Source organism: Bacillus sp. FSL P4-0248, from assembly GCF_038593305.1.
GTDB classification, from domain to species: domain Bacteria; phylum Bacillota; class Bacilli; order Bacillales; family Bacillaceae; genus Bacillus; species Bacillus safensis.
On record NZ_CP151983.1, the window covers coordinates 753,908 to 773,078 of the forward strand.

Consider the following 19,171-nt stretch of genomic DNA (forward strand, 5'->3'; position numbering starts at 1 on the left):
AAGAGCGGAATTCAAATGAATGTGGACAAATTGGTATAGATAACTAGACGTGCATATGATATATTTTTTATGAACATCATGAATGATTTGGTCATGATGATGACAAAGGGGGGAAATCAGATGGTGTTTCAGTTTTTTCAAAAGCTAGGAAAATCATTTATGCTTCCAATCGCTGTACTTCCAGCGGCAGGGATTATTTTGGCCATTGGGCGGGAGGATGTATTCAATATCCCGTTTATTCATGCGGCAGGGAATGCAATTTTTGCGAACTTGGCTTTAATTTTTGCAATGGGTGTAGCGATTGGTATTTCAAAGGATGGGAACGGGGCAGCGGCATTATCAGGAGCGATCTCTTATTTTATTTTGTCAGCCGGTACAACGTCGATTAACTCAACCAACAATATGGGGGTATTGGGCGGTATTTTATGCGGACTTTTGGCAGGTTATGTTTACAATAAATTTAAGGATACGAAACTGCCGGAATACTTAGGTTTCTTTAGCGGAAGGCGGCTTGTGCCTATTATGACCGCACTTTTCACCATTCTATTAGCAGCCGTTTTCGGATATGTATGGCCTCCGATTCAAAGTGTGATCAATGATTTAGGAGAATGGATTTTAAGTCTTGGGGCAACAGGTGCAGGGCTGTTTGGTTTCTTTAACCGATTGCTCATTCCATTAGGACTTCACCATGTCTTGAATAACTTATTTTGGTTTCAATTCGGGGAATTCAGCGGGGCAACAGGGGATTTAGCGCGATTCTTTAAAGGAGATCCAAGCGCGGGTGTCTTTATGACCGGATTCTTCCCAGTGATGATGTTTGGTCTGCCAGCGGCATGTCTAGCCATGGTTGTGACTGCAAAGCCTGAGAAGCGAAAAGCAACAGCGGGTCTGATGATTGGGATGGCACTTACATCATTTATAACAGGGATCACTGAACCAATTGAATTTTCTTTTATGTTTTTATCTCCACTTTTATATGGTGTCCATGCTATTTTGACGGGACTTTCGCTTTTTATTGTAAACACCCTCGGGATTCATAGCGGCTTTGCCTTTTCAGCAGGTGCGATTGATTACGTCTTAAGCTTCGGAATTGCGCAAAAACCGATCTTGCTTCTTGTAGTAGGAATTATTTATGGCGTCGTGTACTTTGTCGTTTTCTATTTCCTCATTAAACTATTAAAGCTGAAAACACCAGGCAGGGAAGATGATGACATGGAAGATATCGCAGCGGATGATGCGGTGACGGCAGGTGGGGCGAGTATGCTCGTAGAGGGACTTGGCGGCAAAGACAACATCACCACGATTGATCATTGTGCCACACGTCTTCGCTTAACAGTAGAGGATACTAATTTATTAAATGAAGGTACATTGAAAAAAGCAGGTGCCAAAGGGGTGCTGACTTCTGGAAAAACATCCGTACAAATTATTATTGGAACGAATGTAGAATTTGTCGCAGATGATCTCCGTAAGGAAGTCGATCGAGATTAAAAAAAACGTTCAGCCAGGTCAAATGGGCTGAACGTTTTTTTGTTTACGCTGTTCGATCACTAGCACAATACTGATCACAACGAGTAAGAACCATGAGCTAATTTTCCCTAGATGAACAATGGACCAAGCATGCTGCTGATTTGGATATTGCCATGCGCCTAAAAAGGTGGTGACATTTTCGGCAATCCAAATAAAAAAGCCAATCAGGAGAAATGAAACAACAAGCGGCATTCGAAAGGAAGATGGACCAACCTGAAACGAAACCGATGTTTTCCGAAACACAACAACAAGCAGACATGTCAGCCACCATCTGACATCATAGAGCCAGTGATGCGTAAAGAAATTGAGATAAATGCACAAACTGATGCCAATTGAAAGAAATGGATGAGGCCAGTCGGCTACTTTTACATGAAGACGTGAAAATGCCTGATAAATATAACTAGCCACACTCGCATACATAAAGCCGCTATAAAGTGGAACCCCAAATATTTTTGTATAAGCTTCTTCTGGATAGGACCAAGAGCCCATATGTACTTTATACACTTCTAAACAGATTCCTATGAGATGAAATAGACAAATGACCTTTAGCTCCGCCAAAGTCTCCAGCCGCAGCGTCAGCATCAGGATCTGAGCCGCTAGGCAAAGCAGTAGAATGAAATCATACCGGTGAAGAAAAGGTATAGACACCGTCTTTGATAGGGCAAGCGCCGCAAAGATCATGACGGGGAATAGACATGAGATGGCCTGTAAATAAGCAAAATGAAATAGTGTTTTCATACAAAATTAAACCCCTTTTCACTGTCTGAAATGACTTAGACGGTTTTAGCAAGGGAAAAGTTTACCTCAACTAGATATTCATGAACAATTTGTGAATATATATGTGAAAAAGATCACAAATACCATTTTGAATAGTATAATAAGATCATAAAGAAAATGTGAAATATTTCACATAATTTAAAAGGGGGCATCATCATGTTTACAAAATTCTTACAAACGAATGTATGGGCAGCCGTTATCCTTTTGGCAGCAAGACTTTATATCGGATGGACTTGGCTGACATCTGGTATTGGAAAACTAACAGGTGGATTTGATGCATCAGGCTATTTGCAATTTGCAATATCTGAACCTGTCGTCAAAGATGGTCATCTAGTGTATCCGTTCTATGTATGGTTTTTAGAAAATGTCGCTTTGCCAAATGCCGGACTATTCAGTGCCATGGTCATGTGGGGAGAAATCTTAGTAGGCCTAGGATTAATTGTTGGATTGTTTACAACAACGGCAGCCTTTTTTGGAAGCGTGATGAATGTCTCTTTCTTACTAGCTGGAACTGTCTCTGTGAACCCGCTGCTTCTGCTCATTGCTATCGTCATCATGGCAGCGAAAGGGAATGCAGGCAAATTTGGACTTGATTATGTAGCAGGTCCAGTCCTCAAACGAAAATTGAAAAGAAAGCCGCAATTAGAAGTGGCATCATAATAAAAGAAAAGCATCCTGAGTAAACGCTCAGGATGCTTTTTTATTTAAGAATTGGCTTTTATCAAGTTGATATGCAGCACGGTGAGTTCATGCTGGCTAATATCAGGATCATGTCCAACGATAAATTCGAGCTCATAATCACCGGTACGATACACATATTTTTTCTCTTTTGTCTGCGGAATGGTGCTCACTGAATCCGCTGGTCCAAGCTGTTTCTTTAATAACGAAGGGGTCATACCGCCGATATTTGTTTCTTTTTCTACATTTGTACCGAAATAACGGATTTCATCAATTTTGCCTTTTGCATCATAGTGAAAAGCAAATCCGGGATTCCCCATTTCCGCATGATACAAATCAAAGCTGCTTTGACCTGTTTCTGGATATGGATTGCCGAGCTGATGATGAACGTCTTTTTTTGTTTGAACGCCTATTTTCAGTCCCTGAGCATAGTAGGGCATTTGTCCTTTATGTGCCAGCTTATAAATGCTGTTAAGTGCGGCTTTTGGACCTTGAGGAACGGATTGCTCTGCGACCATGGCGTGTGCTGAGACAACAGGGCTGAAAGCGAAAAGGGCAGACGAAGCAAGTGAGGCAGTCACGACAAAAGCTGCTGTTTTCTTCATGATAAATCCCTCCTTCTTCTCCTATACCCGGAGTAATCATGATCAAACGTAAAAAGAACCAGCTGATCAAGGATCGGCTGGTTCTTAGTATGAGAACGTTATTTTGAAGAAGAGCTGGATTCATCTTTGGCGGAAGAGGAATCCTTTTCATCCTGTACTTTCTTTGTATAGTCATAATCATTGCGGTCAATCGGTGTAAAGCCTTTAGGCTTGTAGAAACGGAGTAAATCTTCGGTGACAATCTTATCAGATGTCTCCAGCATCTTTTTCACCGTTTCATTTTCTTGGGATGCCTTGTCAGTTGGCTCGATTTTCTCGCCTGTTTTGTTGCTGTAATAGTTATTGCCTACTTTCGTGTAGTCCTTAGACACGAAGTCACCATTTCTAAATGGCACAAGCTCTTTAAAGTTCTTCGATAAGATATCAGAACCAGACATTAAATAGTTCTTCGTATCATCGCCAAGCAGGTGCAGAAGGGTTGGTGCGACATCGACTTCACCAGAGTATTTATGAATCTGTCCGCCTTTTACGCCAGGAACATGGATAAAGAGCGGCACACGCATGAGCTGCGCATTTTCATAATCTCCGATTTTTTGTCCTGTCACTTTTTCCATCGCTTCATTATGATTTTCAGAAATACCGTAATGATCTCCGTACATAATGACGACTGTGTTGTCATAGAGACCTGACTTTTTCAAATCGTTGAAGAACTGTTCAATCGCTTCATCTAAATAATGAGCCGATTGGAAGTAGTTATCGACGACAGAGTCACCGAAATCACCAGGCTCGAAATCAGTATCACCTTCATCCATTCCAAATGGGAAATGGTTCGATAAGGTAATGAATTTCGAATAAAACGGCTGCTTCATGTTTTTAAGGATTGGCATCGACTCTTTGAAGAACGGTTTGTCTTTCAGTCCATAGTTCTTCGTATCCTGCTCGTTCATATCGTAGTACTCAGAATCGTAAAATCTGTCATATCCAAAGGACTTAAACATTTCATTACGGTTCCAGAAGGTTTTCGTGTTGCCATGGAATTCTGCTGACGTATATTGATCCTTCTTCAAAATACCAGGAAGTGCTTGATATGTGTTTTGCGCTTTGTTAATAAAAACAGAGCCCTGTGATAATGGGAATAACCCAGTATCCATCATAAATTCAGCATCAGACGTTTTTCCCTGTCCTGTTTGATGGAAGAAGTTATCAAAGTAAAACGTTTTGTTGTCGTGTGCCAATGAATTAAGGAATGGCGTTACTTCTTTTCCATTCACCTTATAATCAATGACAAAGTTTTGCAGAGATTCAAGAGAAATTGTAATGACGTTCATGCCTTTCGCTTTCCCGTAATAAGCAGGGTTAGGATCAGCGCTGTTCGCTTTTAAATAGTTCTCTACATCTGTCACGTCATTTGAATTTGCCAGAGCACGCTGGCTGTTTGATTTCACATTTTGAATGGCATCAAACACAGTAAAGTTATAAGCACCTAAATATTTAACTAAATAATTGCGGTCGAACGATCTTGATAAAAGCTCTGGACGATCGATCTCTGCAGCAACTAAGTTTAAAACAAAGATCACAACAGAGGACACAAGGACGAGTCTAAACGATTTTGACTTCTGAACAGGTACAGTGGCTGTACTTGTTTGCTGCTGCCTTTTCATGCGGACTGCAAGTACAATCAAAATGATTGTATCAATAAAGTAAAACACATCAGTCCAACGCATGAGTGAAAATGCACTATCACCTAATTGTCCGCCATTCGTTCCTGCCTGCATCACTGTAGGCAGCGTGATAAAGTCATTGAAGAATCGATAGTACACGATGTTTGCGTATAGTAAAAAAGACATGAAAAAGTGAATCACAATGATAGCGGCAGGCTGCCATTTTTTCTTGAACAATAATGCAAAGCCAAGAAAGAACAAGCTGGAGCTAATAGGATTCACGAAAAGCAAAATATGCTGAAGCACATTTGATATACCAAGTTTAAATTCGATTAAATACGCTGAATACGTTTTGAGCCATAGTAAGGTGGCTGCAATCAGAAAGAAGCCGAGACCTCTTTTTTGAATAAATGTTTTCATATAAACACTCCTTTTCTCCGTTAAACGGAAGAGGCGGAACGAAAGAAAACGAACCATTAGAATATACCACGAAATGCACAAATAGAAAAGTCATAACCAGTGAAGAGCCTTTGCAAGCCTGTCCGAGCAATAAAAGGAGAGAAAATGAAAATATTCGCCCGTCGAAAAACTTTTTATGAAAATCGACCTATTATTTACAGAAAATTCAGCAATTTTTCAGTTGCTATATCAATAAAACAGGTAAAAAGATACAAGTCTAAAGAATTAATTTAATTTCTACAATGGTCATTTAGAGAGTATTTCCATTGTTTATTAATGTTTATGCAGGTTAAACAAAAAAAATGAGCCATGTAATGGAATAAGACGATGGATAAAAATTCCTCCTATACGATATATCAATATATTTTTGTGTTTCGTGAACATAATGGTTTTCATGTGTTTTTTAAGGGTTTCATTTATTTTAATAAGTGAACAAATTATCTAAATATACTTAAGTGAACATATCGAGACTATAAACTTCTGAATTGGGGTCGATATAGACAGTGACAGGAAATCTTCCATTGAAAGGATTGATAGTATATGACTGTACGAGCAGAGAACCTCGTTCAGAACTGGTTTCCGAGTGAGGACGGAAATGCAGGAGAGCGTAAAGAACTCATCAAATTGATGGAGCAGATCATTTCAGGGGTCGATGACCTGAAAGATCCCAACCGTGCACACCTTAAAGGTGAAAAGAATCGTGGGGAGGACTTTTACAAAAAGCTCACTGAAACAAGTCAAATTCCGATGAACGGCCAGCAAGCGGAACTTGTAAATGAAGAATTACTGAAGCTTTTACATAACCATCCATACCACACCAAGTATTTCTTCACGAACATTTTGCCAATGGCAAGTACACCAGGAATTTTAGGCATGCTGACAGCTATGCTGGTAAACGGAAACAACCTTTGGGATGTTTATGGACCAGCAGGTGCGGAAGCTGAGGTCAGAGTGGTCTCAATGATGTCTAAGCTCATCGGATATGATCCAAATATGAGCGGGGGATACACAACATGGGGAGGTCAAGGAGCGATTTTTTCAGGACTTCGTTTAGCGATCGCAAAAGCTGCGCCGGAGTCACTGCGAAAAGGAGTTCCACAAAATCTTTATGCGTTTTGTTCTGATGCTGCACATTACAGCTTATTTAAGTCAATGGAAGCAACAGGACTTGGCACAAACAACTTAATCAGAATTAAGACGAATAAAGATCATTCAATGGATATGGAAGATTTGCGTTGTCAAATGGAACGTGTTGCACAGGGTGGCGGGATTCCCGTTTATATTGTTGCAACAACTGGAACAACAGATGCCATTGCAATTGATGATGTAAAAGGGGTACGTGAAACAGCAGAAGCCATTGCTGAGGAGTATGGTCTAAAGGTGCCGCATATTCATGCAGATTCGGCGCTGGGTGGATTCTTTGCTTTCTTTAATGAGTATGATGTATCGGAAAACCCGCTGCAATTCTCAGACGGTGTTCTTCGTATGCTAAAAGAAATCAAAGCGAAATTCCAGCATCTGTCTCTTGCAGACTCGATGTGCTTTGATTTTCAAAAGCTTGGCCAAACACCTTACACATCCAGTTTATTCCTAGTGAAAAACGCTGGTGACTTAAAGCGTTTGGACCTGGAAGAACAGGAGACACCATATGTTGGCCATAGAGGCTACGGGGAATACCATACGGGTTATACACTGGAATGCTCAAGAATGGGAAGCTCGATCAGTATGCTGAGTGTGCTGTTAACGTTTGGGATTGAAGGCTATCAGCGCTTGCTCGGTCAATTCTTAGAAGTGAACCTTGCCTTCAGAGAAGCACTTAGTCGGGAAATTCCGCAAGCAGAAGTCGTGAATGAGGACAACGTCGGAATGGCTACATTATTTAGAATTTACCTAGACGGCTCACCGCGTTTTCAAGAAGAGATTTCTGGCGAAGCGACTTCAATCGAAATTGAGCGGAACAATGAATTGAACAAAATGCTGTTTGAAAAGCTTGGAGAGAAAAGAGATGAGATGTTCTTTGGCGATACAACGAAGTTTTTACTTGTCAACTCGAAAGAAGGCCAAGAATTCTATCTAAGTGTTAGTAAGTTTTTTGTCATCTCACCTTATACGTTACCAGAGCATATCCCTCATATCGTATCTTATTTAAAAGATGTGATTGCATCTGTTTGTGGACAATTTGAAAATGTACATGCTTAAATCAAATCTGAGAGTGGAGATGTAGGAAAAAATGGCGAAACAAAGGAAATTTGGAGGATACACGATATCCTCTAAAATCATGTCAGTCGTTACCGTAACATTACTCGCAACCGTTGCATTATTCGTTCTAACCTTTTATCTAGTCAGCCAGGATTTATCATCCCAGTTATTAAAGCAATTTGATTATCGATTAACAACAGATATTGATACTGCCAAAAAAGAAATCGATAACATCGATGGAAACGTGCTCAGCATTAGCGGGAAGGATGACCCCATTTATGCCGAGATTAAAACGAAATTCACAGAGCTTCAAAAAGATCATACGCTTGAGAACTTATACGTGTTATCTAATAAAGGCGGTAAAGAAAGAATTATCGTATTAACTGGAGAAGACAATGATTTTGACCAGGATTATGCATTTTCAGATGAGATGAAACAAGCTCTTTCTGAAGATAAAATGGTCAAAAGTGATATTTACAAAGATTCATTTGGTACACATAAATCAGTCTTTTTGCCAATCAAGGATTCAGGCGGTGAGCTGACAGGGATTTTAGGCATTGATTTAGATGCGTCTGTCGTGCCTCAAACAACGCAGAAGCTGACGATCTATATCACAGTGGCATCTGCCATTGTGCTCATCGGTGGATTACTCTTCTCATACTTTATGGGAAGAAGAATTGCGAAACCAGCACGTTCATTGATGGAATCAGCGAACCGAATTGCTGACGGTGATTTAACTGGTGTGGTAGAGGTTGAAAGTAAAGACGAGATCGGCCAGCTTGCCGCATCCTTCCAAAAGATGCAGGGGCGGATCAAAGAGCTCATTTCGAAAATCTCACACTCATCTAGTGAAGTGTCGAAAATGTCTTCACAGCTTCGTACGGTGACGAACGAATCGAGTCAAAGTGCGCAGCAAGTATCAGAAGCCATGACGAATATGAGTGAAGGAATCAATGATTCTGTCGCAAATATTACGGATTGTACGACATCCGTTGCTGAGATCGATACTCAGATCGAAGGCGTCACAAAAGAAGTTGACGAAATGAAATCTGTTTCATCTGACGTACAAAAGCAGTCAGAATCTGGTCAAAAATTAGTGAACCATGTGCTTGATCATCTGAATATGCTACATGACAAGATGACCAACTCAAAGCAGGCAGCAGAAGAATTACAATCTCATTCAACGGAGATTGAAAGTGTCATCTCGATTATTACAGACATTTCAGCACAAACGAATCTGCTTGCACTGAATGCTTCCATTGAAGCGGCACGTGTTGGAGAAGAAGGAAAAGGCTTTGCTGTTGTGGCAGATGAGGTGCGCAAGTTAGCTGAGCAATCAGCGGATGCGGCTAAAACCGTTTCAGACCTTGTAATCGGTACACAGGAAAACAGTCAGCGCGTTCTTGAAAGCGTAGAGGAAAGCAGTAAAGCAGTGGAAGAAGGACGTGAGCAAATGGAAGGCACGTCACAAAACTTCGCTTTGATTTACGACGGTGTGTCCCAGTTTTCAAGAAGAACGAACAATTTGCTTGCTTCTATTAAGCAAGTTGAGAAAGCATATCAAACGATTTCTACATCGATTGAGCAAATTTCTGTTGTATCGGAAGAACATGCAGCCAGCTCTCAAGAAGTAGCGGCAGCAACAGAACAGCAAAGTGCTGGTATGCAGCAAATTTCAAGTGCGATTGAACAGCTCTCTGATATGTCGGATGACTTAGCACAAATGGTCTCAACCTTCAAAGTCGACAATAAATAACGAGAAAGGGCTAAAATATTTTAGCCCTTTTTCTCTTTTCAGCGAAGAAGGGACGAGCACCTGAGCGCAGGATAGACACCGAATGCGAGGGGTTGTCTAGATGCTGAAGCTGGCTCTTGTGAGAGAGCCAGCTTTTTTGCTATGCTTAATCAAATACTTGCGGCGAAAGGAGAAACGCTATGGATTTTGCGCAGAGATTATCAGAAGAACGGATCAAAAAAGCGATGGATAACGGGGCTTTTGAAGGATTATCTGGCTTTGGGAAGCCTCTGCCAAAAGATGATGCTGCTCATGTACCAGAAGAACTTAGAATGGGCTACCGCATCATGAAAAATGCCGGATTTGCTGGGGAAGAAACAGCGCTGAAAAAAGAACTCATGACTGTCAAAGAGCTGCTTCGCTCCAGTATAGACGGAGAGGAGAGAAAAAAGCTGTCTCTCATATGTGAAGAAAAACAAAAACGTCTGGATGAACTTACATCTAAGCGCCAAACTTTTGCCCGTCCAGCTTCCTCCTTTTATAAAAATAAGGTCTACGAGAAATTAACGGAGCATAAAAAAAGATGATGACACGCTGCCTCTCCCTGAGCACATTGAGGGGGCTTTTTTTATGTAAGCGCTACATTTTGTTGTTGACTACATGTATATATAAATATAAAATAAGAATCAAACATGTATATACAAGTTTTTTGGTTCTTTTTTCTTATATAAAAAAACGATCTCGGAGGGGATAGTATGGCTGATTATCAGGCAGCAGCAGATCAGATTGTGAAAGCCATCGGCGGCAAAGAAAATATTGATCAAGCGACACATTGTGTGACAAGGCTGCGCTTTGTGCTGAAAGATGAAGGTAAGGTGGATGAGAAAGCACTTGAACAAATTGAAGAAGTGAAGGGATCTTTCTCAGCGAACGGTCAATACCAAGTGGTGATCGGTCAAGGGGTCGTCAATCGAGTATATGCCGAAATGGTGAAACAGACGGGGATTGGGGAAGCCACAAAAGAGGACGTGAAGCGTGCCTCTGATCAGAAATTGAATCCATTGCAGCGTGCTGTGAAAACGCTTGCGGATATCTTTATACCGATTCTTCCTGCCATCGTCACAGCCGGTTTATTAATGGGAATTAATAATATTTTAACAGCTCCTGATATTTTCTTTGATCAAAAATCGATTGTGGATGTGTATCCGGCATGGGCTGATTTAGCGAATATGATCAACTTAATTGCAGGCACTGCCTTCACCTTCCTGCCAGCATTAATTGGCTGGTCAGCTGTGAAGCGGTTTGGGGGGAATCCGCTTTTAGGAATGGTCCTTGGGCTAATGCTCGTACATCCAGACTTGTTAAACGCATGGGGCTATGGAGCGGCTGAGAAGACCGGTGACATTCCTGTTTGGAACTTGTTTGGACTTGAAGTGCAGAAGGTAGGCTATCAAGGACAGGTTCTTCCGATACTCGTTGCCTCTTATTTACTTGCAAAGCTCGAATTATTTATTACAAAACGGACACCTGAAAGTATTCAGCTTTTAGTTGTTGCACCGATTACGTTATTAGTCATTGGATTTTTATCATTTATCGTCATTGGACCTGTTACCTTTGCAATCGGTAATGTTTTAACATCTGGACTTGTAGCTGTATTCCAGCAATTCGCAGCACTTGGCGGTCTATTATATGGCGGACTGTATGCAGCATTAGTCATTACAGGAATGCACCATACGTTCCTCGCTGTGGATATTCAATTGATTAACTCAAAGCTGCACGGCACGTTCCTATGGCCAATGCTTGCACTGTCCAATATCGCACAAGGATCAGCTGCACTGGCAATGATGTTTGTCTTAAAAGATGAAAAGCAAAAAGGACTTTCGCTGACATCAAGTATTTCTGCTTATTTAGGAATTACCGAACCGGCGATGTTTGGGGTCAACCTGCGTTATCGATTCCCATTTATTTTTGCACTGATCAGCTCAGGATTAGCCGGTATGTTTATCGCCTCTCAAGGGGTGCTGGCAAGCTCAGTTGGTGTTGGAGGCATTCCAGGAATTTTCTCCATTATCCCGAAATATTGGGGGGCATTTGCAATTGGAATGGTGATTGTACTCATCCTCCCATTCATCGGTACTCTTTTATATGCAAAACTAAAAAAGAAGAAGGATTTTTCAGAAGAACTTAACTAGTGGTGGTGAAGGAAATTGAATCAGCAATCAAATGAACCGTGGTGGAAAAAAGCGGTGGTCTATCAAATTTATCCGAAGAGCTTTTTAGATACAACGGGCTCTGGTACAGGGGATATCAATGGCGTGACGAAAAAGCTTGATTACATCAAAGAGCTTGGGGCGGATTGTATTTGGCTCACGCCAATGTATGAGTCCCCGCAGCATGACAACGGCTATGATATTAGTGATTATACAAAAATCCATGACATGTACGGCACAATGACAGATTTTGAACGCATGCTGAAGGAAGCGCATGAGAGAGGAATACGAGTCATCATGGATCTAGCCGTTAACCATACATCCATTTTCCATGAGTGGTTTCAAGCCTCGCGTGAGTCAAAGGATAACCCTTACCGAGATTATTATATTTGGAAGGAGCCAAAAGCGGACGGATCTCCTCCGAATGATTGGCAGTCGAAATTTGGCGGCCCAGCCTGGGAACTAGACGAAATAACAGGAGATTATTATCTCCATTTATATGATGTCACTCAGGCGGATCTCAATTGGGAGAAGGATGAGGTGCGCAGGAAAGTATATGACATCATGCACTTTTGGTTTGAAAAAGGAATTGATGGGTTCAGGCTGGATGTCATCAACAACATCTCAAAGGATCAGCGCTTCTTAGATGATGCCGGACAATCTGTGCAAGGCGACGGCCGCATGTACTATACGGACGGGCCGAGAATTCATGAATTTCTGCATGAAATGAACCAGGAGGTTTTTTCGAAATACGATAGCATGACAGTTGGAGAAATGTCTTCAACGAATATCGCAGACTGCATTCGGTATACAAGACCTGATCGGCAGGAGCTGGATATGACGTTTAACTTCCATCATTTAAAGGTGGATTATCCAAACGGCGAAAAATGGGCGATCGCACCATTTGATTTTCAAGAATTAAAGTCGATTCTGTCTGAATGGCAGACGAAAATGCATGAGGGCGGCGGCTGGAATGCGCTGTTCTGGTGCAATCATGATCAGCCGCGTATCGTCTCAAGATATGGTGATGATGACACGTATCATCAGCAATCAGCGAAGATGCTGGCGACCACGATTCATCTGATGCAGGGGACTCCTTATATTTATCAAGGTGAGGAAATTGGCATGAAGAATCCTCGCTTTGAGGACATTTCGTCTTACCGTGATATCGAATCACTCAATATGTACGAAGTCATGCTTGAAAAGGGAAAATCAAAGGAAGAAGCACTCGCCATTTTACAGGTCAAGTCAAGAGATAATGCGAGAACTCCAATGCAGTGGACCTCAGAGAAGAATGCAGGCTTCTCAACAGGAACGCCTTGGATTGAGCCAGCCGATAACGACATTTCGGTCGAAGCTGCGTTAAAAGACCGGACGTCCATTTTCTATCATTACCAAGCCCTTTGCAGACTGCGTAAAGAACTTGATGTGATCACATATGGCAGCTTCTCCTTACTTTTAGCAGAAGATCCAAAGATTTTTGCTTATGTTAGAGAAAGCAAGAATGAGAAGCTCCTCGTGATCAACCACTTTTATGCAGGGGAGGCGGACTTTACGCTTCCTGATGAGCTTGTGCAGGCTGTAGATGAGATGGAGGGGCAAGTCCTGTTATCCAATTATGAGGATGTGCCGGCACATATCAAGGGATTTACGTTGCGCCCATATGAGTCAATCGTTTATCATTTAACCAAACGCTAGAAAATGGGGCGGAGGGAAAATGAAAGAGAATAAGTTTCGAGTGATTTATGATCAGCTCGCAAGACGAATTGAGCAAGGTGAATGGCAGGATAAAGGCATCCTCCCATCAGAGCATGAACTTTCTATCATGTACGACACGTCCCGGGAGACGGTGAGAAAGGCATTAAATATTCTTGTGCAAAATGGCTATATTCAAAAAATCCGCGGGAAAGGCTCTGTATTGCTGAATCGGGAGAAAATGCAGTTTCCTGTATCAGGTCTTGTCAGCTTTAAAGAGCTTTCCCAAACGCTTGGCCGAAAGACGGTCACAACAGTTCATGAATTTGGTTTAATCAAACCGGATCAGTATATTCAGTCTCAGCTGAAAATTGATGAACAGACAGACGTCTGGAAAGTCATTCGATCTCGCAATATTAGCGGGGAAGAGGTGATTTTAGACAAGGACTACTTTTTGCAAAAGCATGTCGAAGTATTGTCTAAAGACATATGCGAAGGATCAATCTACGAGTATATTGAGGGAGAACTCGGTGTATCGATCAGCTATGCTCAAAAAGAATTTGTGGTAGAGCCATGTACAGAAGAGGACGCCAAGTACCTTGATTTGAAGGGATTTGACCATGTCGTTGTGGTAAAGAATTATGTGTTCTTAGAGGATACGAGTCTATTTCAATACACAGAAAGCCGTCACCGATTAGACCGCTTCAGATTCGTCGATTTTGCTAGAAGAGAAAAAACGGACAGAGCATAGGCTCTGTCCGTTTCAATTTTTGGAGAAATGATTTATAGGAGGAAAAATGATTAGACTGAATCGACCACTAAAATTAAGGGATTTAGAAATTTTTAGCGTGATGAAAGATCATCGAATATTATGTTACGTGATTATTGAAGATACGCGAAAACCGTTTACGGAAGAAGATCGAAAACTAGATCCATTATGTTATATGGATGAAGAAGATATACAAGCGTATTTGAATGTTTTTCATATTTCCATTATCAATGATGACAAATTAAGTGAAGAGGATTTAACTCTTGTAGAAGATTATTTTGCAGACTTTGTGAATAATACAAACTTAACGAATTTTATTATAAGAGATTATGTTCAAGAGGATTTATATGCCGTCGATGATGAAGATGACATCACATTCTTCAATAGAATGCTGCGTCATATAGGATCAGATGAGGTGAAACAATTTGATAAACGCAATTGGATTTATTTATCTCAAGATTGAGATGAGAAAAGACAGAGCATAGGCTCTGTCCTTTTCTTTTAGGATGATACATTTTTTCTTGTACGCTTGCGCTGGTAGTAATATAGGATACCGCCTGAGGCAAGCATGAGTACGCCAATCAATACAGCTGTATACATCATTGTTGCTGTATTCGGGAGTGTGCCGCCTGGGAGTCCGGTTCCATCTTGGTTTGGATTTGTACCTGTACCTCCGCCTGGCGCTGATGTACCGCCGTCTCCGCCAGTTTGATCTGGCGTTGTTCCAGCTGCCCCGCTTTGGTTGAGTACGGTATATTCGCTGAAGTGTTCAGTTTGACCTGATACGACACCATTTTCGAACGATCCGTTACTTGTTTTTGCATAACGGTTTTTCTTGCGGTCTACATAATATACACCAGGTTTCTTCGCCTTTTGAGGCTCATCTAATGTAAAGGATAGTGTGACAGGATCTTTAAAGGTAGAAACCTTTTTCTGATCTTGTTTGATTTGGAAATCATACGTATCCGTTAATGCATTTTTCACCTTATCCGTCTTTGTCATCCATATATCTGCGCTTTTCTCGGACAAGTTAGAGAGCGGTAATGCGAGTCCCACTTTGTCATGATAGATGGTGACGTTTGGATCTTGCTCTCTTTTCTTCAGCTCGGCTACCTGCGCTTTTGATAGAGACAATTGAACGTTTTTCGCTTCGCTCGCTTTGTCTAAATAGAGCAATGCTTTGTTTGTATGCTGCACATACGTTTGGAATTTCTCATCATCTTGAATGTCATAGGTGCCTTTTCCTTTCGCACGCGGAAGGAAAACTTCTTTCACCCTGTGATCGATGACAGGAGAAATATGCCCGCCGTCTGCCTGTTCAATTTGCTCTTTGAAGATTTCATAGTCAACATAGCCTAAGTCTTCGCCGTGAGAGGCTTCTGTAAAGACACTGTAGCCATCTCCGCCTGTGCCGACAAATGCGTTTGTAGCCACGCGGTATGTTTTCTTATCATCAATGTCTGATAGTTTGCCGTTTTCGTCTTTCAGTTTGACATCAATGAGTCTGCTGCCAGCTGGTTTACTCAGTGTAAACGTATATTCAATGCCGGCTACATGAGGGAATGCGCCGCCGCCTTCCTCAATGCCTGAAAGCCCTTGTTCGAGTGCTTTCTTAATTTGGCTGCCTTTTAGATCTGCGACATAGAGTGTGTTTCCGAATGGCATGACCGTTAAAATATCACCTAAAGTGATATCTCCTTTTTCAATGCTGCCTCGAATACCACCGCCGTTTGTGATGGCAAGATCAGCACCAGCAGATTCTTGCGCTTTCTTCAGCATGCCGTCAGCAATAAAGTTCCCAAGGTTCGTTTCCTTTGCACGGACATGCTCGCGTTGTCCATCTAAGAGGACATCAGCAGACCCGACTTTTTCCGTTTTTAAATCTTGAATATCTGCCTTGTACTGATCGAGGATCGCTTTTGCATCAGCATCTTCTTTGACAGAGTCATCGATGGTGATGAGATCAAAAGAAGATTCCTTTGGCTGTACGACTCCTTTTTGATTAAAGGCCACGTCTACTTTTCCTAAAAATTGTCCGTAGTCTTTTACCTGTGCGACAATCGTTGGTTCTTTCTTATTGACGACCTTTAATTTTTCAACAAGGGTGTGCGTGTGACCGCCAATGATTAAATCAATACCATCTACTTTTTGAGCAAGCTCAAGGTCACGGTTATAGCCAATGTGTGTTAAAGCAATGATTTTGTTGATTTTTTCTTCTGTTTGAATCGTGTTGACTGTTTCTTTTGCTTTCTTGTATGCATCCTTGAATTGAATGTTCGGACCGCTGCTGGATGTAATGGCCGTGTCTTCAGTGGTTAAGCCGAATACAGCCACCTTTTCACCGTTTACATCAAGCAGGATGTATGGGTAAATCCCAGCTTCTTTTTTCTCACCAGCTTTAAATGTCGCTGGCTTTTTCACTAAGCCGCTCAATTGTTTTTCCTTAGAGACATCAACGTTTGATGACACAATCGGGAATGCAGGCTTTTCAAATTGATGACGGTTTTTCGCATCTACATCTGAAGCATCACCCGTCAGGAATTGACGAAGAACAGTAGGACCTTTGTCAAATTCATGATTACCAAAAGTCATGGCATCATATTTCATTAAGTTCATTAGTTTTAGGTCGGCAAGTCCTTGCCATTTTGTGAAATATAGGTCACCAGAGAAGACGTCTCCAGCATCTAATAAAATGTTGTTTTTGCTTTCGGCTCGAACTTCTTTAATCTTGGTTGCACGTCTTGCTGCATCATCAAGGTGGGCATGTGTATCGTTTGTATGCATCACCGTTAAATTCCAGTTGTCTGATGCAGGCGGTTCTGTTGTGCCATCCTCTTTAAAGGCTAGCTTGTACACGCCAAGACCATCTGTGCTGGCGTTACGAACAAAGTCTACGCTGCTTGATTTTTCAGCAAACGGCTTAGCTAAAAGAGAAGATTCGAATGTGACTGTTGCGCCTTTGATTGGTGCAATGGACCAGTTTTGATCCGCACTTGGGTTGATGGTTTTTTGTTCGATAATATAATCCATCAGTACTTGGCGGTTCTCATCAGCTGAGGCAAGCACCACTTTATCTTGCGTCAGATGCGGGAAGCCTCCGCCGCCAGAAGCTCGATAGTTGTTCGTCACGACTAAAAATTCTTGATTGTCAGAGACTGGTTTCCCGTTGTAGGACAGGTTTTTGATGCGGTTTGCATTTGCATTGACAAGGGTGCCTGTTGTGCTGTACTTAGCAGGCTGCGTCACATCGACTTGATAGGTGACACCATCGATCACATCAAAGTTATACGAGCGGTATTCTTCGTTTAAAATAGGCTGTTCATTTGAATCGTTTGGTTTGATTTGATTAAACTGTCCGGCAGACATCTCGAGCCAGTCTTTGACTTCACTGCCTCTCAGTTTGACAATCTGCACGGTGTTATCGTAAAGGTAGAGATCGCCGATATTTTTAATCGCTAAATCACCTTTTGTGATATTCGTATAATAATTCACACCGTTTCGACCGCCGGCTTTAAACGGGGCGCCTGCAGATAAAATCGGTAAGTTTTTGTACGCGGTATCCTTCATTTTTTCTTGTGCATACCATTTTTGTGCATCTGTCACAATTTGAATAGAAGGGTCATCCATCACTTGAGCAAAAAAGCTGTTAATGTCTGCTTCTGTTTTACCGACAGGTTTTCTCACATAATCAAGTGTGTTTTGATGCGTTGTTTGAATGGCATCTTTCACAGTGCTGTTTTGAGAGGTGACTCCTGCAACAGATTCAATCTTTCCTGTTCCATCTGTGACCTTCCATTTGCTGCCGTCAGGCTCTAATGTTAAATCAATGACTCCGAGGTAGCTTCCCCAGTTTTTTGACATGACGACTGGAATACCGTTGATGGTTCCTTTTGAGACATCGAATTTGTCGACGCCGCTATATTCAGCGCTTGGGAATGTGCCGTGCTGGTGGCCGGACACGATCGCATCGATGCCTTTTGTTTTCGTGGCAAGATCAAAGATCATATTTTCTGACCCTTTAGGCGAAGCGGTTTTTTCAATTCCTGTATGGGCAAGAGCGACGATGATATCTGCCCCTTTTTCCTTCATTTCAGGAATGGTTTCATTGGCAGATTCGACGATATCCTGCACTTGAACTTGTCCATCTAAATGTTTCTTATCCCACGTCATAATTTGCGGTGGAACGAATCCTATGTAACCGACTTTTACAGTTTGTGAAGCTCCGTTTGCATCTTTAAAGGTTTTATCTTGGATCACATAAGGCGTAAAACGGTGTTCTCCATTTAACTTTTTGACGTTCGCATTGACAATCGGGAAGTTAGCGCCGGCAATGGTACCATCAAGAAATGATAATCCGTAGTTAAATTCATGATTGCCAAGTGTTCCTGCATCGTACTTTAGTTTGTTGAGTGTATGAATAATGGGGTGAACCTTTGTTTGATTAATGATACTGTCTTTCTCATTTTTGTAAACGTATTCTCCAAGAGGGGTTCCTTGAATCAGGTCTCCGTTATCAACAAGGAGTGTATTAGGATTTTGTGAACGGTGCTTTTCTATCAGCTCGGCTGTTTTTGCCAAACCAAATTCATTTGTTTCTTTGTCGCTGTAATAATCGTAATTCATCATGTTCGCATGAACATCCGTTGTGGCTAAGATGCTGACTTTTACGGCATCGCCGTTTTCTATTGCTGCATGAGTAGGTACTGCTGGGAGAATGAGACTAATCATCATAATGGAAGTGAGCAGAATAGACAGGTTTTTCCTTCGTTTAGACCTATGTGCTTGCTTCTTCACCTGATCTCCGCCTTTCAAATTTTTTTGACCACAATACCTATTGTAGAAATGTTTCGTTAACT

Annotated in this window: 13 protein-coding genes; 9 read left to right on the plus strand and 4 right to left on the minus strand. The window is 41.6% G+C overall.

Annotated features, from left to right (window positions below):
• Positions 1–120: 120 nt before the first annotated feature.
• Positions 121–1,488, plus strand: a complete 1,368-nt coding sequence (gene nagE / locus NST65_RS03730) for an N-acetylglucosamine-specific PTS transporter subunit IIBC (protein WP_034623129.1) — start codon at positions 121–123, stop codon at positions 1,486–1,488.
• A gap of 18 nt (positions 1,489–1,506) precedes the next feature.
• Here nagE and NST65_RS03735 read toward each other — a convergent pair whose 3' ends face one another.
• Positions 1,507–2,265 carry a DUF817 domain-containing protein gene (locus tag NST65_RS03735; protein ID WP_125587257.1) on the minus strand — a complete coding sequence of 253 codons (759 nt, stop codon included), beginning with the start codon at positions 2,263–2,265 and terminating at the stop codon, positions 1,507–1,509.
• A gap of 195 nt (positions 2,266–2,460) precedes the next feature.
• Here NST65_RS03735 and NST65_RS03740 point away from each other — a divergent pair, with 195 nt between their 5' ends.
• Positions 2,461–2,964, plus strand: coding sequence for a DoxX family protein (locus tag NST65_RS03740; RefSeq protein ID WP_135032911.1), 504 nt, complete (start codon positions 2,461–2,463; stop codon positions 2,962–2,964).
• A 44-nt stretch (positions 2,965–3,008) separates the two neighbouring features.
• Here the strand turns inward: NST65_RS03740 and NST65_RS03745 are convergent, their stop codons facing one another.
• Both NST65_RS03745 and NST65_RS03750 read right to left on the minus strand, forming a co-directional pair.
• Positions 3,009–3,587 (minus strand): YjgB family protein, encoded by a 579-nt coding sequence (locus NST65_RS03745; protein WP_268423941.1) that lies wholly within the window; start codon positions 3,585–3,587, stop codon positions 3,009–3,011.
• A gap of 98 nt (positions 3,588–3,685) precedes the next feature.
• Positions 3,686–5,668 carry an LTA synthase family protein gene (locus NST65_RS03750; RefSeq protein ID WP_034623135.1) on the minus strand — a complete coding sequence of 661 codons (1,983 nt, stop codon included), beginning with the start codon at positions 5,666–5,668 and terminating at the stop codon, positions 3,686–3,688.
• Between the two features lie 579 nt (positions 5,669–6,247).
• Between NST65_RS03750 and NST65_RS03755 the strand changes: the two genes are divergently transcribed.
• From NST65_RS03755 to NST65_RS03785, 7 genes are all read left to right on the plus strand, one after another.
• Positions 6,248–7,906, plus strand: a complete 1,659-nt coding sequence (locus tag NST65_RS03755; RefSeq protein WP_342489314.1) for a pyridoxal-dependent decarboxylase — start codon at positions 6,248–6,250, stop codon at positions 7,904–7,906.
• 31 nt (positions 7,907–7,937) lie between these two features.
• On the plus strand, positions 7,938–9,662 hold the full coding sequence (locus NST65_RS03760; protein ID WP_342489315.1) for a methyl-accepting chemotaxis protein: 1,725 nt from the start codon (positions 7,938–7,940) through the stop codon (positions 9,660–9,662).
• Positions 9,663–9,841: 179 nt separating this feature from the next.
• Positions 9,842–10,228, plus strand: a complete 387-nt coding sequence (locus tag NST65_RS03765) for a DUF1992 domain-containing protein (protein WP_041116179.1) — start codon at positions 9,842–9,844, stop codon at positions 10,226–10,228.
• Between the two features lie 168 nt (positions 10,229–10,396).
• Positions 10,397–11,833, plus strand: coding sequence for a PTS system trehalose-specific EIIBC component (gene treP, locus NST65_RS03770; RefSeq protein ID WP_046314249.1), 1,437 nt, complete (start codon positions 10,397–10,399; stop codon positions 11,831–11,833).
• A 15-nt stretch (positions 11,834–11,848) separates the two neighbouring features.
• Positions 11,849–13,549, plus strand: coding sequence for an alpha,alpha-phosphotrehalase (gene treC / locus NST65_RS03775; RefSeq protein WP_041116184.1), 1,701 nt, complete (start codon positions 11,849–11,851; stop codon positions 13,547–13,549).
• Between the two features lie 19 nt (positions 13,550–13,568).
• Positions 13,569–14,297 (plus strand): trehalose operon repressor, encoded by a 729-nt coding sequence (treR, locus tag NST65_RS03780; protein WP_024425854.1) that lies wholly within the window; start codon positions 13,569–13,571, stop codon positions 14,295–14,297.
• Positions 14,298–14,343: 46 nt separating this feature from the next.
• Complete coding sequence (locus NST65_RS03785; protein WP_342489316.1) at positions 14,344–14,778, plus strand: terpene synthase; 435 nt, start codon at positions 14,344–14,346, stop codon at positions 14,776–14,778.
• Between the two features lie 38 nt (positions 14,779–14,816).
• Here NST65_RS03785 and NST65_RS03790 read toward each other — a convergent pair whose 3' ends face one another.
• The gene (locus NST65_RS03790; RefSeq protein WP_342489317.1) at positions 14,817–19,109 is read right to left on the minus strand and encodes a multifunctional 2',3'-cyclic-nucleotide 2'-phosphodiesterase/3'-nucleotidase/5'-nucleotidase; all 4,293 of its coding nucleotides are present in this window, start codon (positions 19,107–19,109) and stop codon (positions 14,817–14,819) included.
• Positions 19,110–19,171 lie beyond the last annotated feature (62 nt).